Source organism: Flavobacterium sp. 102, assembly GCF_003634615.1.
Taxonomy (GTDB): domain Bacteria; phylum Bacteroidota; class Bacteroidia; order Flavobacteriales; family Flavobacteriaceae; genus Flavobacterium.
Map to the genome: position 1 here is coordinate 1,167,550 of NZ_RBKX01000001.1, position 22,380 is coordinate 1,189,929.

A 22,380-nucleotide genomic window follows, 5' to 3' on the forward strand; every position below is an offset into this window, starting at 1 on the left:
AACTGAAAGCATAATTATAATTCGAATGAAACTAGATAGAAAAGAAATCTTAGCGGCTTTAGAAACCATTACTATTGCAGGCGAAGGAAAAAATATGGTCGAAAGCGGCGCGGTAAAAAACGTAATCACTTTTGGCAACGAAGTCGTAGTTGATTTAGTAATCTCAACGCCTGCGATGCACATTAAAAAACGTGCCGAGGACGATATTAAGAAATTAATCCACGAAAAATTCTCTCCGGATGCTGACGTAAAAGTTAATATCAAAGTGGAAACGCCAACACAAAATCCTAATGAGATCAAAGGCAAAGCCATTCCGGGTATCAGCAATATTATTGCGGTAGCTTCAGGAAAAGGCGGCGTTGGAAAATCAACCGTTACTGCAAATTTAGCCGTGACTTTAGCCAAAATGGGTTTCAAAGTTGGAATCCTTGACGCCGATATTTACGGACCATCAATGCCGATTATGTTCGACGTGGAAAACGAAAAACCAATCTCGATTGAAGTGAACGGGAAATCCAAAATGAAACCAATCGAAAGCTACGAAATCAAATTGCTTTCCATCGGATTCTTTACTTCTCCAAGTCAGGCCGTAATTTGGCGTGGACCAATGGCTTCGAAAGCGTTGAACCAAATGATTTTTGATGCTGATTGGGGTCAATTAGATTTCATGCTAATCGATTTACCTCCGGGAACAGGAGATATTCACTTGTCAATTATGCAATCTTTGCCAATTACCGGCGCTGTTGTCGTTAGTACACCGCAAGCCGTAGCTTTAGCAGATGCGAAAAAAGGTGTGTCGATGTTTCTATCAGACAGCATCAACGTTCCGGTATTGGGAATTATAGAAAACATGGCATACTTCACACCGGAAGAATTGCCAAACAACAAGTATTATATTTTCGGAAAAGAAGGCGCTAAAAACCTGGCGGAAGATTTGCAAGTACCATTTCTTGGCGAAGTGCCATTGGTACAAAGCATTCGAGAAGCTGGAGATTACGGTCGTCCGGCAGCGTTGCAAACGGCTTCTGTAATTGAAAAAGTTTTTGAAGAAATCACCAGAAATGTAGTGCAGGAAACGGTAAACCGAAATAATGATTTACCACCAACCGAAGCAATCAAAATCACAACGATGGCCGGATGTTCGGCAGTAAATAAAAAATAGACTGCTTAGATATTTTAGAGGGTTAGACTTCTTAGGAAAAATCTAACCCTCTAAAATGTCTAACCATCTGAAAATCTAAAATGTCTAAATTATGACAAACGAAGAATTGATTTTAAACATCGAAAAAGCACTCGCCGAAATCAGACCGTTTCTGAATTCCGATGGCGGCGATATTAGTTTGGTTTCCATCGAGGATGATAAACATGTGAAAGTGCGTCTTCAGGGCGCTTGTACTTCTTGCAGTTTGAGCATCAGCACGATGAAAGCCGGTGTGGAAACAACGATTAAAAAATACGCACCACAAATAGAAACAGTGGAGAACGTAGCTTAGTTGGGCGTTACCCACGATTAGTAAAAACTACGTTCTACAAACTTGTTTTTGTCTATCGGGGTCGGGCTATTCGTTGCAATCTTTTCATGATTTCCCTCTCGCTACGCTTCAGGGCAATCCTAAAAAGGATTTCCACTTCTATCCCTAACGCATTCGTGCTGAACATGACAAAAATCATAAAATAAAAGTTCCGGTTTAAAGACCTTAGCGCCTTTGAACCTTAGAACCTCAGAACCTCAAAAAATGATTGAAACAGATATACTAATAATCGGTGCCGGTCCAACAGGACTTTTTACTGTTTTCGAAGCAGGATTATTAAAATTAAAATGCCACATAATTGACGCTTTGCCACAACCCGGAGGACAATTAGCAGAATTGTATCCCAAAAAACCCATTTACGATATTCCCGGTTATCCGGAAGTATTGGCGGGTGATTTGGTGACCAATTTAATGGAGCAAATCAAACAATTCCAACCCGGATTTACCTTAGGACAAACCGCCGAAACCATTGAAAAACTAGAAGACGGAAGTTTTATTGTAACCACTAATGAAGGTACTAAGCATAAAGCTAAAGCGATTGCGATTGCCGGTGGCTTGGGAACATTTGAACCAAGAAAACCAATTCTGAAAGACATAGAATTTTACGAAAAAGAAGATCGTGGCGTGGATTACTTCGTCAAAGATCCTGAAAAATACCGAGGAAAAAACATCGTGATTTCCGGTGGTGGCGATTCTGCCTTGGATTGGAGTATTTTCCTTTCTGATGTAGCGTCTTCAGTGACTTTGGTACACCGAAGAAATGAATTTCGCGGCGCTTTAGACTCTGTTGAAAAAGTGCAAGAATTGAAATCGGCAGGAAAAATAAAGTTAATTACTCCCGGAGAGGTTGTCGGATTCAAAGGTTCAGAACGAATCGAATCTGTAGATATTGAAGTTAACGGCGCTCGCATGAATGTCGTGACCGATTATTTTATTCCGCTTTTTGGGTTGACGCCAAAACTAGGGCCTATCGCCAATTGGGGATTAGAAATCGAGAAGAATGCGATTAAAGTGAACAACGCTTTAGACTATCAAACCAATATCGAAGGTATTTACGCTATCGGTGATGTCAATATTTATCCGGGCAAATTGAAGTTGATTCTTTGTGGTTTCCACGAAGCGACTTTGATGTGCCAAAGTGTTTACCAAAGAGTAAATCCGGGCAAAAAATATGTATTGAAATACACCACAGTTTCCGGGATTGATGGTTTTGACGGAACACGGAAAGAAGCCGAAAAAGCGGTAGTAAAATCGATAGACTAAATGCTAAACCATCCTGAATTAGTAGACCTGTTAAAAAAAGCTTATTCTGCCGAAAAAGCAGCTGCTTTCGCCTATCAAGGTCATGCCGGTTCAGTAAAAGATAAAGTGCAAAAAGCCGCCATTCACCAAATTGAAATTGACGAGTGGAATCATAGAAAAGAAGTGCTGGAAATCATGAACGATTTTGACATTTCCATTTCCAAATGGTATGAATTTAAATTTCATGTGATTGGCAAAGTGATTTCGGGCAGTTGTTATGTTATCGGTTGGTTTATGCCATTCTATTTTGCCGGAAGATTGGAAAGCGGTAACGTTTGCGAGTATTTCCGAATGATGCATTTTTTTAATTCGTTAGGGATTACCAAATACGACCAAGCGTTGTACGAAATGGGCATCAAAGAGAAAGAACACGAAATTTATTTTCTGGACAAAATAAAAGACAGTAAACTGCTTCCTTTTTTTGAAAAGCTTTTTTCATGGGGAACCGGCAAAGGTTTTAACGATATTGATTTAGACAAAAAATACCCGGTGGAACAATCCAACCAATATTGCAAAAAATAAATTGACATGGCAAACGACGTTACCATAACCATAACTGATCGCGAAGGCATCAGTCACGAAGTACAAGCACCAACTGATATGAATATGAACATCATGGAACTCGTTCGTGCTTACGAATTGGCACCCGAAGGAACCATCGGGATTTGTGGCGGCATGGCGATGTGTGCTTCTTGTCAGTGTTATGTTTTAAATGATTTCCCGTTACCGGAGAAAAGTGATGATGAGCAAGCTATGCTTTGGGAAGCCTTTAATGTTAAGGATAACAGCCGCTTGGGTTGCCAAATTCACATCACAGAAGACCTTAACGGACTCGAAATAGAATTGGCGCCGGAAGCATAATTAAAGTCCTAACTTTATTTTCGCTTCAGGTAAAATCCTTTCCACAAATTTAGAATAAGCAATAGTCGATGGATGCAAGCCGTCGCTGGCAACTAATTCGGGTTGGAGCAAACCGGCTCTGGTAATGTCAGTGATGTTGACAAAAGTAATATCGTTGGCCAAACAATAATTTCTGGCAAATTCGTTATAAGCATAAACGCCTTCCGAAATGGCGATTGAACCTTGTCCGTAGGGCGTGTAAGCATAGTCTGGAATCGAAACGACAATGACTTTGTTTTTATCTCCTTTGGCCTTTGAAATGGCAGTATTTATCAATTCGGGAAATTCTTGTTCGTAGATATAGAAAGGCCTCCCTTGAAATTGATTGTTTACGCCAATCAAAAGCGTAACCAAGTCATAGTCATTTGTTATCGGTTCGCCGGCAATAACAGCTTTTAAACTGGTCGTTGTCCAACCGGTTTCGGCAATAAGTTTGATGTCAAAAGTATCACTTGTATTTAAGTATTGGCTAAGGCTGTCTTTAAGTTGTTCGGGAAATCTGCAATCGGCACAAACACTTTGACCATAGGTATAACTGTCGCCTAAGGCTAAATATTTATAGTTTACCGGAGCAATTACAATTTCGTTTTCATCCGAACTGCAACCTATAAGCAATAAGCTAAGAAAGAGCGATGAAAATATTTTAGCCAAGTATTTCATAAGGATTATTTCAATACAAGCATTTACGGCAAAGCAACTGCTTTGGGTTTAAGCCAATGCCAAACTGGCTTCTATTTTTTCTTCAATGGCATTCCAAAGCCCAATTCTTTTTTCTAAAGCTAAAATGGAAACTTCTTCGACTTCTTTCCATTTTTGAGCATCGTCCTGACAAAGTTCGTTAATCATTTGCATCGCCATTGGTCCGTGTTCGTCGGCATCTAATTCGATGTGTCTTTCGAAATAGTAAATCAATTTAGACAAATCAACATCAGGGAAATTTTGCTGGAAGTTTTTCAGGATTTCGGTAAACATATTCGGAATCAAATCTTCTCTGCCAAAAGTAAATGCGGCCGCAATTTTATGCACTTTACCTTCTTCAATTACGCGGAAAGTAAAGTCTAAAAATGCTTTTACGTCCGTATGTAAATCACTTTGTTTGATGGCGATGAAGACATTTTTAGTATCGATTACGTTTTGAAGAAAAGCGTCTAATTCTTGGGTACAAGCGCCACAACTTTGCATGGCATCGACATACATTTCGAAATGACTTAAACGTTTTCCGTCTAAAGTCAAATCGCTTTCTTCGGCCAAAACAATTTCGTTAATCAAATACCTGGTTTCCGGATTTGCTGTAGCAAACCAAGGTGTTGTAGTGCTGGTCAATTGGCGCTGCAATGCTTTCAACAGCGACATAAAATCCCAAACGGCATACACGTGACTTTCTAAAAATTGATGTAAATCGTCAATAGTTTTTACTTTTTCGTATAACGGATGTTGGAGTAAAATGTCTTTCTGTGATTGAATTTTCTCGTTGATGATAGATATGGTCATAGCTTTTTTTAGTATTTACGTATTGTAAAACCGTTTTGGTTTCAGTACAACACAAAAGTAAAAATGCTTCCCGAAACAGAGAAGCATTTTGTATAAATTTTATTGATTGTTTAATTTTATTTAAAAGCCGGAATTCCTGTAATATCCGCCCCGGTAATCAACAAGTGAATGTCGTGTGTTCCTTCATAAGTAATCACGGATTCCAAGTTCATGCTGTGGCGCATAATTGAATAATCTCCGGTAATTCCCATTCCGCCTAACATTTGACGGGCTTCGCGAGCGATGTGAATCGCCATATCCACGTTATTTCTTTTCGCCATTGAGATTTGAGCGGTTGTCGCTTTTCCTTCGTTTCTCAAAACGCCTAAACGCCAAGTCAATAATTGTGCTTTGGTGATTTCGGTAATCATTTCGGCTAATTTCTTTTGTTGCAATTGGAAACTGGCAATCGGTTTGTCAAACTGTATTCTTTCTTTGGCATAACGCAAAGCCGTGTCGTAACAATCCATTGCAGCACCAATAGCGCCCCAAGCGATTCCGTAACGCGCTGAATCCAAACACTGCATTGGTGCCCCAAGACCAGATTTGCCCGGCATTAAGTTTTCTTTGGGTACTTTTACGTTGTCAAAAATCAATTCGCCTGTTGCCGAAGCGCGAAGTGACCATTTGTTATGCGTTTCCGGTGTGGTAAAACCTTCCATGCCTCTTTCTACGATTAAGCCGTGGATTCTGCCTTCTTCATTTTTGGCCCAAACTACAGCGATGTCCGCAAATGGTGCGTTTGAAATCCACATTTTGGCACCATTCAACAAATAATGGTCGCCCATATCTTTGTAGTTGGTGGTCATGCCGGAAGGATTCGAACCATGATCAGGTTCGGTCAGTCCGAAACAACCCATGAATTCTCCCGTAGCCAATTTTGGTAAATATTTTTGACGTTGTTCTTCGGTTCCGAATTTCCATATTGGATACATCACCAAAGACGATTGTACTGATGACGTTGAACGCACACCGGAATCACCTCTTTCAATTTCTTGCATGATTAAACCGTATGAAATTTGGTCCAAACCGGCACCGCCGTATTCTTCCGGAATATAAGGTCCGAATCCGCCAATTTCACCCAAACCTTTGATGATTTGTTTTGGAAATTCTGCACGTTGCGCATAATCTTCTATGATGGGAGAAACTTCGCGTTTCACCCAAGCACGAGCAGAATCACGCACTAATTTGTGTTCATCCGTTAATAAATCATCTAAATTATAGTAATCCGGAGCTTGAAATAAATCTGGTTTCATATGTCGATTTTATAGTCTTAAATTTGGTTTACGAAAACGTTTGCAAAGCTACATAATCTTAATCAAAAACGACATTAACAATTGTTATAATTTTTTGAAGCTTTTTCCGGCTATGCGTTGCAATCTTTTTTTGCAAAAAAGGATTTTCACTGCACACGAGCGAAGCGACGCTGAAGGAATCCGGACTAAGGTTATTTCTACTAAAGACTAACGCTCTAATTTTTTAAATGCTTCATTTTTAACCAGCAAAAAATCTAAAGCGACCAATACATCCTGTTGTTCCGAAATAGTTTTGGCTTTCGGATCTGCTTCGCAAAACGCAATAAACAAATCGATTTCTTCGGGTTTCAATTTAAGTTTTTCGATATAAAAATCACGGTCAAAATTTAAGGTGATATATTCTTTAAAAGGAATTGGAGACAATGGTTTTTCGGGCTTTATTTTGTCTTTGTTTTTGAATAAATTGAGCAATCCTTTGCCCATTCTGACAAAGTCGATGCCGTTTTCAATGGTGCCGTCATAAACATTCTGTACTTTCAATGCGTTGGCTTGTTTGGCTAGTTTTATGGCGTCAATGTCTGCTTGTTTGATTTCGATTTTAAGACTTGTTTTTTTTAAAATTTCAACATCTTCCAATTCAATTGGTTTTTTTTCTAAACGAATGATGAGGTTGTCCTGGTTCAAATGTTCTAGTGTTAATACAATCTTTTGGTCAGTGTGTTCTTTGGTGATGATAAAAAGTTCGTCGCCTACTTTGGCTAAAATAGTAAAGTTTCCTTCACCGTCGGTTTTGCTGTTTTTTTTAGAATTCATATTGACAATGTCAACATTTTCAATAGCTTTTCCTTCTGACAACATTTTTCCATGAAGCAACTTTTCGCTTTGTGCAAAACTTAAAAGAGAAAACAATAAAAAGAAACCACAAGTAATTTTTGCCATATGCTTTAAGATTAAAACCTAGAGAACTAAATTAAATAAAGCGACTTGGGTAAACTCCGAAGATTTTGTTAAATATTTTATGACAAAAAGTTAAACTTAAAAAAGTATATTGTAACTCCTTTTTATTTGTATCATGAAAAAAGAAATTATCGTGTTGTTTTGTTTTATGTGTGTTTTGCTTCAGGCACAAACGACAGTGCATTTAAAAGATAAAGAGTCAAAAATGCCAGTCGCTTATGCCAATATTTGGAAAGCCCAATCACTTTATCGAACCGCAGATTCCTCCGGTGTTTTTACTGTTGATGCCAAAGACAGGACAAACTATTTTAAAATCACTTGCGTTGGTTATCACGATACGATAGCGAAAATTACGGACGATATATATCTTCGCCCGAATAAGATTGACTTGGATGAAGTAAAGTTGGTCAAACGTAAATTTGCAAAAACAGTAAAACTAGGTAAGGCCAAAAGAGGAGATAGTCACTATGGTGTGCAATGGGATACTAAAATAGCCATGACGGCAAAATATTTTCCCAACAACAGTAACCAAGGAAAGTATCTTGGCAAAGCCAAATTCTTTACTACGACCACTGCGAAAAACCGTCTGATAAGCGTTTCGATTTATTCGGTCGGGAACGATGGTAAACCAAACGAGATACTAAATACAGATCACCTTATTTACAAACTTAAAAAAGGCACAAATGAAGTGGAAGCTGATTTAAATTTTTTGAATATTGAATTTCCGGACAATGGGATTTTTATCATCATTCAGCATCCTTTATTAGAACAAAATAAAAGTTACAGTAAAAATAGCAATCATCCCAATGGCTTTTTTTATGAACCGTTAATCTCTATTGACAAAACAAAAGAATTTACGGATAGTTGGTATTTTCAAGAGGAATGGAAGCAAAGTCTCGGATATTCTTTAAATATTGAACTTCTACTTTCGGACTAATTTTACATCTTCAGGTAAAAATCCTTGGTCAAAGCAATATAATCTTCGGTATATTGATGTCTTGCTGTTTCGATGATGAGTTCATCGATAGGGAAGTTTGTTTTTTCGGCAAATGAAAAAGCGAGTAAACTTCTTTTGATTTCTGTGGTTGGTGTTCCTTTTACACGAGTAATTTTGAAAGGAAATAAGTTGCATTCTTTGGCTAAGCCAATCAATTTTGCTTCTTCTTTATATGGAACAATCACGGCAAAAATTCCGCTTTCTGAAAGTAACATTGAAGCTGCCTCAACCAAATCTTCAAAAGGCAAAGCGTCTTGAAATCGCGCTAAATCTCTTTGTTCGCTTTCAGTTTTATAATCTTCACTATAAAATGGTGGGTTGGAAATAATCAAATCATATTCATCTTCGGGTTCTTCCATAAATTCGTCCAAACCCGCGTGATAGCAATATAACCGGTCTGACCAAGGTGAGTTTTCGAAGTTTTCCACACATTGTTCAAAGGCTTCTTCGTCGATTTCTATGGCGTCAATTTGCTGCGCCGGTTCGCCTTTCAGGCTCGAGTGCTCGGCGGAACATCTTTGGGCTAACATTAAAGCCAAAATTCCGGTTCCGGCACCAATATCTAAAACCGAAAAAGGCTGATTGTCAATTGGCGTCCAAGCACCAAGTAAAACGCCATCAGTACCTACTTTCATAGCGCAATGGTCTTGGTTAACGATAAATTGTTTGAATTGGAATTTAGACAACTTAGACTTCTTAGATTGTTAGACTTCTTAGATTTTTCTAAAGCGAAGCGTTTCTAATGATCTAAAAGCGCAGCACATCTAAAAATCTAAAGGTACATTTCGATTAGACCTTCCGGTAAATCCATCACGACTTTTTTGTTCTTGCGGTCAATTTCGACTAAGAAATGGTCAATCATCGGAATCAACATTTCCACTTCGCCATTCAATACTTCAAAAAGCGGTTGGGCTGTTGTATCGTTGATGGATTGAATAACACCAAAAATACCCAAACGTTTGTCTTCGATTTCGAAGCCAATTACTTCGTGGAAATAGAATTTATTGCCATCGAGTTTTGGCAACATAGAAAGCGGAAGATAAATTTCGCAGCCGAGAAGGGTGTCGGCTTCTGCTTCGGAGTCGACATCTTCAAATTGTACGCGAAGAAAGTCGTTTTTATGCAAGGAACTGTTTTCAATAAAAAATGGAACCAGATTTTTGTTGAACTCAACAAATACTGATTCCATGTTTTCATATAATTCGGGTTCGTCGGTATCTAAATAGATAAGAACTTCCCCTTTGAAACTAAATTTTTTTGCAATTTTACCTAAATAGAAACAATCTTCTTTACGCATAATTGCCGGAAATATTAAGCTTCTTTTTCTTCGCTGGTTTCTTCAGCAGCAGGAGTTTCTTCTACAGCCGGTGCTTCTTCAGCAACAACCTCAGGAGCTTCTTCTGCAGCAACTTCAGCAACAGTTTCTTCCACTGCAACTTCAGCAACTACTTCTGGAGCTTCAGTTTCTTCAACCGCAACTTCTTCAGCCACTTCTTCTACTTTTGTAGCTTCAACAGCGGCAGCAGCACGTTTGTCATTAGCTTCTTTTTCTGCTTTTAAGGCTTTAACTCTTGCCGCTTCTTGTGCTTTTGATAAACCTTCTTTTTTAGCAGTTACTTTACCTGCTTTGTCTTCTAACCATTGAGCCAGTTTAGCATCAGCTTGTTCTTGCGTTAAAGCTCCTTTGCGAACGCCGCCATCAAGGTGGTGTTTCATTAAGGCACCTTTGTAAGAAAGGATAGCTCTTGCAGTGTCGGTTGGTTGAGCGCCATTGTGTAACCATTGAACCGCTTGGTCAATGTTTAAATCAATAGTGGCAGGATTGGTATTTGGATTGTAAGTTCCTAGTTTTTCTAAGAATCTACCATCTCTTTTTGAACGAGCATCAGCTGCTACGATCCAGTAAAAAGGTTTTTGTTTTTTACCGTGTCTTTGTAATCTAATTTTTACTGACATAATCTTTTTGATTAATTTGAGGTACTCGACCTCGATTATTTAAGGGTGCAAAGATAGTTATTTTTTGTAAACAAACTAATTGAGGATTGTATTTTTAAAGCTAAGTTCTTGTTTTCATCAACTTTAACGTTATTTTTTTAAAATTTAATTAGCATTTTTATATTAAAAAGTTATTTTTGTGGAGAAATACATTGAAAAAATGAAAAGATTTTTGTCCCTTATCTTAGTTGCAGTAGTGCTATCATCTTGTCAGGAAGATGTTAAATTTAATAATCCCGGTTTTCAAGGATTGAAAGATGATGTGCTTTGGATAGCCAATGACACAAGAGCCTACATTTCGCCTACTGGTCAACTTTCTGTTGAAGCTTACACCGAATATGAACTTATAACTTTAAATACCGCTAGTGCCAATGTTGGCACATACGTTTTAGGTACAACCAATACTAACAATTCTGCCACTTATTCTTCCACTTTTAATGAGGTTGACTTAGAGTATGCAACAATAGCAGTTCCGGGACCGGTTTCTCAAATAGCATTGTTTAATGCCGGAACAGGATATAGTAGTGGAACATCAGTGGCAACTACAGGCGGAACAGGTAGTGGTTTGACTGTAAATGTGACTGCAAATGCTTCGGGAGTTGTTACCGCATTGACACTTTCTTCTAGGGGGAATGCCTACACAGCGGGTGATTTAATCACGGTTGCAGGTGGTAATGTCAATTGTACATTCAGAGTTTTAAATGTTCAAAACAGTAATGGTGAAGTTAAGATCACAGAATTTGACAATGAAAATATGACTGTGTCGGGGAAATTTAAATTCAATGCGGCTAATGCTAATAACAACCCTTTTGGTGGGCCGATTTTGAATTTTCAATATGGAGAATTTTATAAAATCCCTATTTATCCATCTCTTTAAGAATCAATTAATTTTAAAATATATAGGCCATCTTCGGATGGCTTTTTTATTTATTTATAATAAAGTCCAAATTTATAGCGGTTTACGTTTTATTTAAGTTACCTTTGTGGCTGAATTTTAAAATTAAAATATGAACATTTTTGTTGGAAGTCTTCCGTTTAGTATTGACGAAGCAGATTTAAAAGAATCCTTCGGGGTTTATGGTACGGTTAATTCCGTTAAAATTATTACTGATAAATTTACTGGAAGAAGTAAAGGTTTCGGTTTTGTGGAAATGGAAAATGACACAGAAGCTGAAAAAGCAATTCAGGAATTAAACGGTGCTACTGTTGAAGGTCGTACTATTGTGGTAAATAAATCTGAACCAAAACCGGAAGGCGAAAGAAGAACTTTTAACAACAACCGTTCAGGCGGTAGTGGTGGAGGTTATAACGGCGGTGGAAACTCACGTGGTGGCGGAAGCTACAGTGGTGGAAACAGCGGCGGTGGAAATAGAGGAAGATACTAAGTTATATACTTTATAGATATTTAAAAGCCAACTCAATTTGAGTTGGCTTTTTTGTTTTTTGTTGATAACTAAAATTGATTTCACAACAGGTAGTATTTATCTTTGCTTTAGATGAAACAGAAACCCCGACTGTTACATCGGGGTCTGTGAGTTTACTCAATGAGTTGATGGGTTTTGGTTCAATTCATAAAGCTGAATGCTTATGCATGACCTTTTGGAGCTTATCGTGCTCCTGTTGATTATCAAATCTCTTAAGGAATAGATGTCAACTAAACGATTTTAACAACGAGCCCTCAGTTACCGCTGGGGCTTTTTCTTTGACAAATATAAATCCTTGTGTTGTTATATAAAAACATTTTATATTTTTTTTGTATAAACTTGTGAGCTGGCTTGGAGAATTTATTTATGGCGCCGCAAAAAGTTATATATCGCGAAGCATACAAATAGTTTGCAGTAGTATTAAGTCGATTCTTTTTATATGTTGGCAGAATGCATAATCTAATGGATTAAATCATAATCGATGCCCGTTTTTAATCACTATTGGATATTCTTTCGGTTTCTTCTGCTGTCATAAGTTTCTCTTCTTTTGTTGATAACTAAAATTGATTTCTTAATGGCTAAAACGTATTTTTGTTTTAATCATAAAGCTGCTTTTAGCTTCACTCTGTTCGGTTTTGCCTCGAGTGGCTAATGCCTTTTGCCTAATCCCTTATTAAATGTATTTAATCTTCGATACCGAAACCACCGGATTACCAAAGCGTTGGGGTGCTCCAATCTCCGATACCGACAATTGGCCAAGATGTATTCAAATTGCTTGGCAGTTGCACGACGCGATGGGAAATTTGATCGAGCATCAAGATTATTTGGTTAAACCTGAAGGATTCAATATTCCCTATGATGCCGAAAGAATTCACGGAATTTCAACAGAATTAGCGCAAGAACAAGGAATACCTTTAGCAGTAGTATTAGAAAAATTCAATATCGCTTTGGCGAAAGCCAAATTCATAGTCGGACAAAACGTTGGCTTTGATGTCAACATCATGGGTTGTGAATTTTACCGATTAGGGGTGAATTCGCCTATGGCTTCTATGCCGGTATTGGATACTTGTACCGAAGTTACCGCATCGCTTTTAAAATTACCAGGAGGTCGCGGTGGAAAGTTCAAATTACCAACGCTAACCGAATTACACAGCTATCTTTTCAACGTTCCGTTTGCGGAAGCGCACAATGCGACTGCCGACGTTGAAGCCACTACGCGTTGTTTTTTAGAGTTGATTAGAAGGGAAATTTTTACCAAAGAAGAACTTGATGTTCCGACTGATTATTTCAGAGAATTTGGCGAAAACAATCCGAAGGAAATCCAACTAATAGGATTAAGGCATATCAATCTGAAACAAGCTTCGGAGGAAATTCGCAAGCAATTTCAGAAACAAGAAGAAGTTGTTGTTCCAACCAATGATAAAAAGCAAATTCACGAGGCTTTAGCTGATGTTGATTTTGTGCATTTGCATAATCACACTCAGTTTTCGGTGTTACAATCTACCATTAGTGTTAAAGATTTAGTGGCCGCGGCAGTTCAAAATAAAATGCCCGCCGTAGCCATGACTGATCATGCGAATTTGATGGGTGCTTTTCACTTTGTCCGTGATATTTTATACCATAATAAATCGGCGCAAGCCAAAAACAAACAAGCAGAAGAAAACGGTGAAACACCAACAGAAACTATCGTAAAACCTATTGTTGGTTGCGAGTTTTATGTTTGTGACGACTTAAAAGACAAGTCTCGAAAAGATAATGGTTATCAAATTGTCTTTTTGGCCAAAACTAAAAAAGGCTATCACAATTTGGCCAAATTATCCTCTATCGCTTACACCGAAGGATTTTATTACGTACCTAGGATTGACCGAAAAACCATCCAGCAATACAAAGAAGATATTATTGTGCTTTCAGGAAACCTCTATGGAGAGATTCCGAGTAAAGTTTTAAATATTGGTGAAAACCAAGCCGAAGAAGCGCTAATTTGGTGGAAACAAGAATTTGGAGATGACTTTTATATCGAGTTAATGCGCCACAATCAAGAAGACGAAAATCGGGTGAATGTGTCGTTGATAGCTTTAGCCAAGAAACATCAAGTCAAAACCGTTGCTACGAATAACGTTTTCTATATCAATAAAGAAGATGCTAATGCGCATGATATCTTATTGTGTGTTCGTGATGGCGAAAAACAATCAACACCTATTGGTCGCGGTCGCGGTTATCGTTACGGATTGAATAACAAAGAATACTATTTTAAATCAGGTGATGAGATGAAAAAACTCTTTCACGATTTGCCTGAATCAATTGCTTCTACAGCAGAAATAGTCAATAAGATTGAAATTTACGATTTGTCTCGTGAAGTTTTGTTGCCCAAATTTGATATTCCGTCAGCATTTTTAGTCGCAGAAGATGAAGCTGATAAAGGCAAACGTGGAGAAAATAAATATCTACATCATTTAACTTACGAAGGCGCCAAAAGACGTTACGCCGAAATTACGCCTGAAATTCAGGAGCGTATTGATTTCGAATTATTAACGATTGAAAATTCCGGATATCCGGGCTATTTCTTAATAGTGCAGGATTTCATTGCCGAAGCTCGAAAAATGGGCGTTTCTGTTGGTCCCGGACGTGGTTCAGCAGCCGGTTCTGTAGTGGCGTATTGTCTCGGGATTACCAATATTGATCCGTTGTTGTACAATTTGCTTTTTGAGCGTTTCCTTAATCCGGACAGGGTTTCACTTCCCGATATCGATATTGATTTTGATGACGAAGGCAGAAGTCGTGTTATGGACTATGTAATCAATAAATACGGTTCCAAACAAGTAGCACAGATTATTACTTATGGAACGATGGCCACAAAATCGAGTATCCGTGATACCGCAAGGGTTATGGATTTACCGCTTTTTGAAGCCGATAAAGTAGCCAAATTGATTCCGGGAATGATGCCATCCAAATGGAATTTGGCCCGACTTTTATCTGAAGATGAAGCCGCCATTAAAAAAGTTTTACGTCCGGAAGAGTTTGATAAAGTAAGAGAGTTGATTTCCCTTTCTAAAGAAAATACACTTTGTTCTGAGACTATAAATCAGGCAAAATTTTTAGAAGGAAACCTTAGAAATACCGGAATTCATGCTTGTGGTGTGATTATTACGCCAAGTGATATTACCAATTTCGTTCCGGTGGCAACGGCCAAAGATTCCGATTTATATGTCACCCAATTTGATAACTCGGTGGTAGAAAGCGCGGGTTTATTAAAGATGGACTTCTTAGGGTTGAAAACCCTAACCTTGATAAAAGATACGGTTAAATTAGTAAAATACAGAACCGGAAAAGAGCTAAATCCGGATGAGTTTCCTATTGATGATGCTAAAACGTATGAGCTTTTTCAGCGCGGAGAAACAGTCGGGATTTTCCAGTATGAAAGTGCCGGAATGCAAAAATACATGAAGGAATTGAAGCCTACGGTTTTTGGAGATTTGATTGCGATGAATGCGTTATATCGACCGGGACCAATTGCTTACATTCCAAGTTTTATCAAACGAAAAAATGGGGAAGAACCGATAGAGTACGATTTAGAGGCTTGTGAAGAATTGCTTAGCGATACTTACGGAATTACGGTTTACCAAGAGCAAGTAATGCTTTTGTCTCAAAAACTAGCCGGTTTTTCCAAAGGTGACGCCGACGTGTTGCGTAAGGCGATGGGAAAAAAACAAAAAGATGTTTTGGATAAAATGAAGCCAAAATTCATCGCGCAAGCCGAAGCCAATGGACATCCGGCCGAAAAATTAGAAAAAATCTGGAAAGACTGGGAAGCCTTTGCGGAGTACGCTTTCAATAAATCACACTCAACCTGTTATGCTTGGATTGCCTACCAAACAGCCTATTTAAAAGCCAATTATCCAGCGGAATATATGGCGGCGGTACTTTCTAATAATATGAATGATATCAAGCAGGTTTCGTTCTTTATGGAAGAATGTAAACGCATGGGATTGCAAGTGCTTGGTCCGGATGTGAATGAGAGTTTCTATAAATTTACGGTTAATGAAAGCTATGCTGTTCGTTTCGGAATGGGTGCTGTAAAAGGTGTTGGTGCCAATGCTGTAGATACCATTGTTCAAAACAGAAAAGAAGAAAAGTACAAATCGATATTTGATTTGGCCAAAAAAATAGATTTGCGTGCCGCGAATAAAAAAGCATTTGAAAGTCTGGCTTTAGCCGGTGGATTTGATTGTTTTGAAAATACCCATCGTGCACAATATTTCCACATTGAAGGCGAAGGAATTACTTTTTTGGAAAAAGCGGTTCGATATGGTTCCAAATTTCAGGAGAATGAAAATTCCTCGCAAGTAAGTTTGTTTGGAGAAGCAAGCGAAGTTCAAATCGCGGAACCCATAGTGCCACCATGCGATGAATGGAGCACGATGGAGAAGTTGGCCAAAGAAAAAGAAGTGGTTGGTATATACATTTCCGGACATCCTTTGGACGACTTTAAATTTGAAATGAAATATTTCTGCAATAGTAAATTAGAGCATTTAAAAAACCTCAATAACTACATCGGCAAGAATTTAACTTTTGCCGGAATTGTAACCAATGTGCAATACAAAACCGCCAAAAACGGAAAAGATTGGGCGATGTTTACGCTTGAAGGTTACGATGAAAGCCACGATTTCCGAATCTTCGATGAAGAGTATTTGAAGTTCCGACATTTCTTGGTCAACAATCAATTTGTCTATTTTAAAGTCGGTGTAAAAGACGGTTGGGTGAACAGAGAAACCGGAAACAAATCGGAACCAAGATTACAGTTTTTGGATGTTAAACAGTTGCAGGATGTTTTGTCTCAGTACGCCAAAAAGTTAAGTATTCAGATGGACATCAACGATTTGCAACAGAGTTTGATTCAAAAATTGAATGAAATTTTCAGAAGCAATGAAGGTGATAAATCAGTAAATTTTGAAGTGATAGAAACGGAGATTGTGGCCAAACCAGTCGAGATTGTAAAGTCGACAGCACCGATTTTAATGGCGGATACTGACAGTGAAATTGACATCGAAAACCTAGATAGCAATGAAATTGTTGAAGAAGAAATGGTGCAAACCGCACCAGTCATCACTGAGGAAATAAGAAGAATAACCACTTTAGAAATGCCAAGCAGAAGATTGAAAATCAAAATATCCAATGAGTTATTACTGGAATTGGAAAAAATGAACGTAAAATTCAGTTTGAATTAGGTATCAGTTCTGATAATGATTTGATAGCCAAAACTGATTTTTTTAGTGTAGAAAACCAAAATAAAATGTCTAATTTTGTGCTCAAATAAATAAAGTAATTTAAAAATATAAAATATGGCTTTAGCAATTACAGATGCTACTTTTGACGAAGTAGTATTAAAATCAGATAAACCGGTAGTAGTAGATTTTTGGGCAGCTTGGTGTGGTCCATGTCGCATGGTTGGTCCGGTTATCGACGAAATATCTTCAGAATACGAAGGGAAAGCAGTCGTTGGAAAAGTTGACGTTGATGCAAACCAAGAGTTCGCTGCCAAATATGGCGTTCGTAACATTCCAACAGTATTGGTTTTCCAAAACGGAGAAGTAGTAGGACGTCAAGTAGGCGTTGCTCCTAAAAAGACTTATACTGATGCTATCGATGCATTGTTGTAATATACAATGAAAAAGAAATCAAGGTCTAACGAGAGTTAGGCCTTTTTTTATAATTAGTAGCAAACGATAGCTTTTTTTAGGAAACATAGACCCGCTGTCCGCGCTACACGGTAGCCAGCTTCCATCGGGGCTAGCGTTCACATTTTACCATTTACAGGATAACTTTTTTAAACTTTTCAGTTCTTTCAATTTTCGCTATATTTGACACGAGCCTTGCGAAAGCATGGCGAACTGACGAAGTAATTATGAAGATTGAAGAACAAAAAGAACTCGTTTCCGGATTTAAACATCTCGAATTACTGGCCAATCAAGTAGTGGAAGGATTTATTTCTGGCATGCACAAATCACCATTTCATGGTTTTTCGGCCGAATTTGCGGAGCATAAAGTCTATAATGCAGGCGAAAGTACTAAGCATATCGATTGGAAATTATTTGCCAAAACGGACCGATTGTACACCAAAAAATTTGAAGAAGAAACCAACCTTCGTTGTCATTTGATTATCGACAATTCGTCTTCAATGCATTATCCGAAGTTGAAAAGTGACGTACCATTTTACCACAATAAAATTGGTTTTTCAGTATTGGCTTCAGCCGTTTTAATGAATTTATTGAAGAAACAACGCGATGCCGTTGGACTAAGTGTCTATTCGGATGCCTATGAATATTACGCGCCCGAAAAAGGTAGTGATCGTCATCATCGTATGATTTTAAATACTTTGGAGAATCTTTTAGAGAAACCAAAGGAATCTAAAAACACCGATACCGTTACCTTTTTACATCAAATAGCCGAAAAGATTCACCGTCGTTCGATGATAATCTTGTTTACCGATATGTTTCAAACGGGTAATAATGAAGCGCTTTTTAATGCGTTACAACATTTGAAACACAACAAACATAAAGTGGTTGTCTTTCACGTAATTGATAAAAAAACGGAAATCAACTTCAATTTCGACAATGCGCCGAGGAAATTCATCGATTTAGAAACCGGTGAAGCCATTAATATTTTTGCCGATACGGTAAAAGAAGCCTACGAAGAAAAGGTTAATGACTATTTCAAATCTTTAGCGATGACTTGTGCGCAAAACAAAATTAAGTATGTTCCGGTCGCTGTAGAGGAAAGTTTTGAAAAAATTTTAACGACATACTTGGTTGAAAAACAAATGTTTGGTTAGAATTAAGAAATAGAGTTTGTTTTTTTTGATAAAAAAAGTTGCAGGAATCAAAATCAGTTGTATATTTGCAACCGCAATTAAGCGATGGTTTGGTAGTTCAGTTGGTTAGAATACATGCCTGTCACGCATGGGGTCGCGGGTTCGAGTCCCGTCCAGACCGCTAAAATTGGGAAAGGTTTTCAGAGATGAAAACCTTTTTTGCCCAAAATAGGTTTTTGAAAAATCTGTTTAGGTTCCAATAAAGTATCTAAGATTAGTTGTGTTGTTTCGCTACGACTTTGTAACTCGTAGCAGGTTTAGTAGTTAGACCAATGAAAAGCTTTCCACTTTATTGTGGATGGCTTTTTTGCTTTATAGCATTCTCCATTTAAATATAACTACAATTCTATTCTATTTATTAATAAAATTAGGTACGCCTATAGGTACGCCATTAAATTATTTTAGGTACGCCAATTAAATCCCATAAACACTATGATTAACAACAATTTAAAAATCTTGTTTTTATTGGATAAAGTTAAAACCAATAAACAAGGAAATGCACCTATTAGATGTAGGTTGACATTTAATAAAAAGAGGAAAATATTTTCCACTGGATTATTTATTAATCCGAGATACTGGTATAGTGAATCACAGATTGCTAAACCACCTAATGATGATAATATTTACATCAACACGCAACTAAGCCTGATTAAACAAAAAGTTAATCAGGCTTTTTTATTTCTACAAGTTAACAATGCAGACTTTACTTTAGATGATTTATTTAGTCAATACAAAGGGGTTCCGACTCAAAAAGAAATGGCATTAGTTGAAGTATACAATCTATATCTTCAAAGAATAAAAAGACTAATTGATAAAGAAATTAAACTTGTGACATACAAAAAGTATGAGGAATCCTTAACTCATTTAAAAGATTTCATAAGATGGAAGTTCAAGGCCTCAGATATCAAAATAAGCGCTCTTAAATCAAGCTTTATAACTGAATATGAATATTTCCTCAAAGTTGAGAAAAACCTTCAGATAAGCACTTTAAATAAGGCTATACAGAGGTTTAGAAAGGTTTTATTCTATGCTATTAGCCAAAATCATTTAGACAAAGATCCTTTCATGTTTTATAAAGCAAAAAGATTGAAAAAAGAAGTTGTTTATCTTGACAATGTCGAATTGGAAAAGCTTGAGAACCATTTATTTGAAATTAAAAGAGTAAAACAAATAAAAGACTTATTTATTTTTTGCTGTTACACTGGACTTGGATTTACTGAAATGAGAAATTTAAAGACAAGTGATATAGTTGAAGGCTTTGACTCTGAGTTATGGATTGATATCAAAAGAAATAAAACTCAAAGAAGCTACAGAGTTCCTTTACTTAAAAAAGCCAAAAGTATCATAGATATTTATCAATCAGATTCAAATGAGTTTGTGTTTCCTAGAATGTCAAACCCTAAGTTTAACGCATATCTTAAAGAAATTGCAAACATCGTTGGGATTGAAAAGAATCTAACTCATCATATTGCAAGAAAAACATTCGCATCAACAGTTTTGCTCTTTAACGATGTTCCAATGGAAATTGTTTCAGAATTATTAGGGCATTCAAAAATGAGTACAACTCAAGAATATTATGCCAAGGTTGTAAATAAAAAAGTGAGCCAAGAAATGATAAGGTTGGCATCTAAAATAAATAAGTAAAATTACTTTTTTGAAATAAACCACCTATTTGTAGTCTAATTACCTTAAAATTGACAATAAAAATCCCCATTAATGGGGATTGACTTTGTCAAAAAAAATAGAAACCTTCGTTTCTAAAATTTTAACAAAATGTACACTTTTAGTGTACCTAAATTTAATATCGCTTCTTTACTTTAGTACAAACTCAAATGTAAATTCATCTTTTGATTATGAAAGAACCAATTCAATTATTCAAAAAACTGATTCTCTATACAACTGTATTGTATAGTTATCAATCAATCCAAGCCCAAGATATTCTATGGGAAAAGAGTTATGGTGGCAAGCATGCCGACTATTTATTTGATGTCATTCCAACACCTGATTATGGATTTCTGTTAGCAGGAAGTTCCGTTTCTAAAAAGACAGGAAACAAAACAGAAGAAAATCGTGGTGATTTAGACTATTGGGTTTGGAAAATGGATGAAAACGGAGAATTAGATTGGCAAAAAAGTTTTGGAGGTTCTGGACAAGATTGTTTAAAAAGTGTTTTACTAACAAGTGATGGCGGTTATCTATTAGCGGGCTCAAGCGATTCAGATAAAGGGGATGATAAAAAAGCACAAAAAATTGGTAGTATTGATTACTGGATAATTAAATTAAATGCAAAAGGCGGTGAAGAATGGCAAAAAACACTTGGTGGTCTTGGGCAAGATGAGATTAGCTGTATTGCTAAGACAAAAGATGGGGGTTATATAATAGGTGGTTCGAGTAGTTCCGATGCTTTATCACAAACGATTATTCCATCTGCGGAAGTTGAACAAGATATTAAGCAAGAAAAAAACACAAGTATACTTAAAAATACACCACATTTTGGCGGTAAGGACTATTGGGTGATAAAGCTTGATATTATGGGAGAATTGGTATGGCAAAAGAGCTTTGGTGGAAGATTGAATGATGAATTGCGGAGCATTACTATTACCGATGATGGTGGATTTTTGTTGGGTGGAAGTTCAAATTCACCCGTTGACACAAATGGTGTAACTTATGGAAATAAGCTTCAACACTGTAATGGATTTGCAGATTATTGGATTATTATGATAGATAAGGATGGTAATGAAAAGTGGCAAAAAGTGATTGGAGGTAGTGGTGACGACCAATTGCAAGTGGTAACACAAACTAAAGATGGTAATTTTATAGTAGCGGGTTACACCAACTCCAATAGTGGTGATGATAAAAAAGGAAGTAATGAGGACGGTACAGATTTTTGGATTCTCAAACTAGATAAAATGCAAACAATCTTGTGGCAAGAAACTTATAATGTTAGTAAGGTAGATGTTCTTACTTCATTGTTAGAAAATGATGATAGAAGTTTGCTTATTGGAGGATATACTCAAGGAGAATCACAAAAAGAAACAGGAGCAAAAAAATCAGCAACTGCCCGTAAAAACACAAAAAAAAGAAAAGATGTTGAATCAAGTCTAGCAATAAAAAGAGGAACTGGTGACTATGTGGCGATAAAACTTAATGAAAATGGTGAAGAATTGTGGCGTAGAGAGGTTGGTAGTGATGGACAGGAAATTTTGAGTAAAGTAATTGAGATTCGTGATGGATCATATTTAATGGCAGGAACTAGCGCAACTCCTCCTGATGCTAAAGCAACTGGAAATAAAAGTAGTGGAATTGGTAGTCAGGATTTCTGGGTGGTCAAACTCAAAGACAAGCAAAAACCTAAAGAGGTAAAACAATTAATTGAAGCTTTCCCCAATCCTACCATGCAATACACAAACGTGATTGTAAACCATGAATTTAAAACCGGAACAGCAACTGTATATGATATTATGGGTAGACAATTACAAAATTTTGTAATTAAAGACCGCATGGTAGCCATTGATCTTGGGAATTCCCCTGAGGGGATTTATATTGTTGAGATTGCAACAAATGTTCAAAAAAATAGTGTAAAAATTGTCAAAAGAAACTAGTTAGCTGTAAGTTTTAG

Annotated in this window: 20 protein-coding genes and 1 tRNA gene; 14 read left to right on the plus strand and 7 right to left on the minus strand. The window is 37.1% G+C overall.

The features are described 5' to 3' along the window. The first annotated feature begins 25 nt into the window (after positions 1-25). The 5 genes from C8C84_RS05230 (at position 26) to C8C84_RS05250 (ending at position 3,695) form a co-directional block, all read left to right on the plus strand. Positions 26-1,162: an Mrp/NBP35 family ATP-binding protein gene (locus C8C84_RS05230; protein ID WP_121312533.1), complete on the plus strand. Its 1,137-nt coding sequence runs from the start codon at positions 26-28 to the stop codon at positions 1,160-1,162. A gap of 91 nt (positions 1,163-1,253) precedes the next feature. Next, positions 1,254-1,493, plus strand: a complete 240-nt coding sequence (locus C8C84_RS05235) for a NifU family protein (protein ID WP_121312534.1) — start codon at positions 1,254-1,256, stop codon at positions 1,491-1,493. Between the two features lie 243 nt (positions 1,494-1,736). Beyond that, the gene (locus tag C8C84_RS05240; RefSeq protein ID WP_121312535.1) at positions 1,737-2,795 is read left to right on the plus strand and encodes an NAD(P)/FAD-dependent oxidoreductase; all 1,059 of its coding nucleotides are present in this window, start codon (positions 1,737-1,739) and stop codon (positions 2,793-2,795) included. Further along, complete coding sequence (locus C8C84_RS05245; RefSeq protein ID WP_121312536.1) at positions 2,796-3,356, plus strand: ferritin-like domain-containing protein; 561 nt, start codon at positions 2,796-2,798, stop codon at positions 3,354-3,356. 6 nt (positions 3,357-3,362) lie between these two features. Beyond that, complete coding sequence (locus C8C84_RS05250) at positions 3,363-3,695, plus strand: 2Fe-2S iron-sulfur cluster-binding protein (protein ID WP_121312537.1); 333 nt, start codon at positions 3,363-3,365, stop codon at positions 3,693-3,695. On the opposite strand, the gene C8C84_RS05255 is transcribed toward C8C84_RS05250, so the two are convergent. The 4 genes from C8C84_RS05255 to C8C84_RS05270 form a co-directional block, all read right to left on the minus strand. Beyond that, positions 3,696-4,394, minus strand: a complete 699-nt coding sequence (locus tag C8C84_RS05255) for an SGNH/GDSL hydrolase family protein (RefSeq protein ID WP_121312538.1) — start codon at positions 4,392-4,394, stop codon at positions 3,696-3,698. Positions 4,395-4,442: 48 nt separating this feature from the next. After that, on the minus strand, positions 4,443-5,225 hold the full coding sequence (locus C8C84_RS05260; RefSeq protein WP_121312539.1) for a DUF3050 domain-containing protein: 783 nt from the start codon (positions 5,223-5,225) through the stop codon (positions 4,443-4,445). 116 nt (positions 5,226-5,341) lie between these two features. Next, entirely contained in the window at positions 5,342-6,520 is a 1,179-nt protein-coding gene (locus tag C8C84_RS05265; RefSeq protein ID WP_121312540.1) for an acyl-CoA dehydrogenase family protein, read from the minus strand. 207 nt (positions 6,521-6,727) lie between these two features. Next, a complete protein-coding gene (locus C8C84_RS05270; RefSeq protein WP_121312541.1) occupies positions 6,728-7,459 on the minus strand; it encodes a hypothetical protein in 732 nt (243 codons plus the stop codon). 133 nt (positions 7,460-7,592) lie between these two features. On the opposite strand from C8C84_RS05270, the gene C8C84_RS05275 reads away from it, so the two are divergent. After that, a complete protein-coding gene (locus tag C8C84_RS05275; protein WP_121312542.1) occupies positions 7,593-8,414 on the plus strand; it encodes a hypothetical protein in 822 nt (273 codons plus the stop codon). Positions 8,415-8,416: 2 nt separating this feature from the next. Here the strand turns inward: C8C84_RS05275 and C8C84_RS05280 are convergent, their stop codons facing one another. From C8C84_RS05280 to C8C84_RS05290, 3 genes are all read right to left on the minus strand, one after another. Then, positions 8,417-9,109: a tRNA1(Val) (adenine(37)-N6)-methyltransferase gene (locus tag C8C84_RS05280; protein ID WP_121312543.1), complete on the minus strand. Its 693-nt coding sequence runs from the start codon at positions 9,107-9,109 to the stop codon at positions 8,417-8,419. A 137-nt stretch (positions 9,110-9,246) separates the two neighbouring features. Next, a complete protein-coding gene (gene rimM, locus C8C84_RS05285; protein WP_121312544.1) occupies positions 9,247-9,771 on the minus strand; it encodes a ribosome maturation factor RimM in 525 nt (174 codons plus the stop codon). A gap of 14 nt (positions 9,772-9,785) precedes the next feature. Continuing rightward, entirely contained in the window at positions 9,786-10,430 is a 645-nt protein-coding gene (locus C8C84_RS05290) for a 30S ribosomal protein S16 (protein ID WP_121312545.1), read from the minus strand. A 199-nt stretch (positions 10,431-10,629) separates the two neighbouring features. Here C8C84_RS05290 and C8C84_RS05295 point away from each other — a divergent pair, with 199 nt between their 5' ends. From C8C84_RS05295 to C8C84_RS05330, 8 genes are all read left to right on the plus strand, one after another. Further along, positions 10,630-11,346, plus strand: a complete 717-nt coding sequence (locus tag C8C84_RS05295; protein WP_121312546.1) for a DUF6252 family protein — start codon at positions 10,630-10,632, stop codon at positions 11,344-11,346. 130 nt (positions 11,347-11,476) lie between these two features. Continuing rightward, on the plus strand, positions 11,477-11,854 hold the full coding sequence (locus C8C84_RS05300; protein WP_121312547.1) for an RNA-binding protein: 378 nt from the start codon (positions 11,477-11,479) through the stop codon (positions 11,852-11,854). Between the two features lie 716 nt (positions 11,855-12,570). After that, positions 12,571-17,118, plus strand: coding sequence for a DNA polymerase III subunit alpha (dnaE, locus tag C8C84_RS05305; protein ID WP_121312548.1), 4,548 nt, complete (start codon positions 12,571-12,573; stop codon positions 17,116-17,118). Between the two features lie 114 nt (positions 17,119-17,232). Further along, complete coding sequence (gene trxA / locus C8C84_RS05310; protein WP_121312549.1) at positions 17,233-17,550, plus strand: thioredoxin; 318 nt, start codon at positions 17,233-17,235, stop codon at positions 17,548-17,550. A gap of 245 nt (positions 17,551-17,795) precedes the next feature. Further along, on the plus strand, positions 17,796-18,722 hold the full coding sequence (locus C8C84_RS05315) for a DUF58 domain-containing protein (protein WP_121312550.1): 927 nt from the start codon (positions 17,796-17,798) through the stop codon (positions 18,720-18,722). A gap of 86 nt (positions 18,723-18,808) precedes the next feature. Next, positions 18,809-18,882 (plus strand) — tRNA-Asp (locus C8C84_RS05320). A gap of 311 nt (positions 18,883-19,193) precedes the next feature. After that, complete coding sequence (locus C8C84_RS05325) at positions 19,194-20,405, plus strand: site-specific integrase (protein WP_121312551.1); 1,212 nt, start codon at positions 19,194-19,196, stop codon at positions 20,403-20,405. Between the two features lie 209 nt (positions 20,406-20,614). Continuing rightward, positions 20,615-22,363 carry a T9SS type A sorting domain-containing protein gene (locus tag C8C84_RS05330; RefSeq protein WP_121312552.1) on the plus strand — a complete coding sequence of 583 codons (1,749 nt, stop codon included), beginning with the start codon at positions 20,615-20,617 and terminating at the stop codon, positions 22,361-22,363. Positions 22,364-22,380 lie beyond the last annotated feature (17 nt).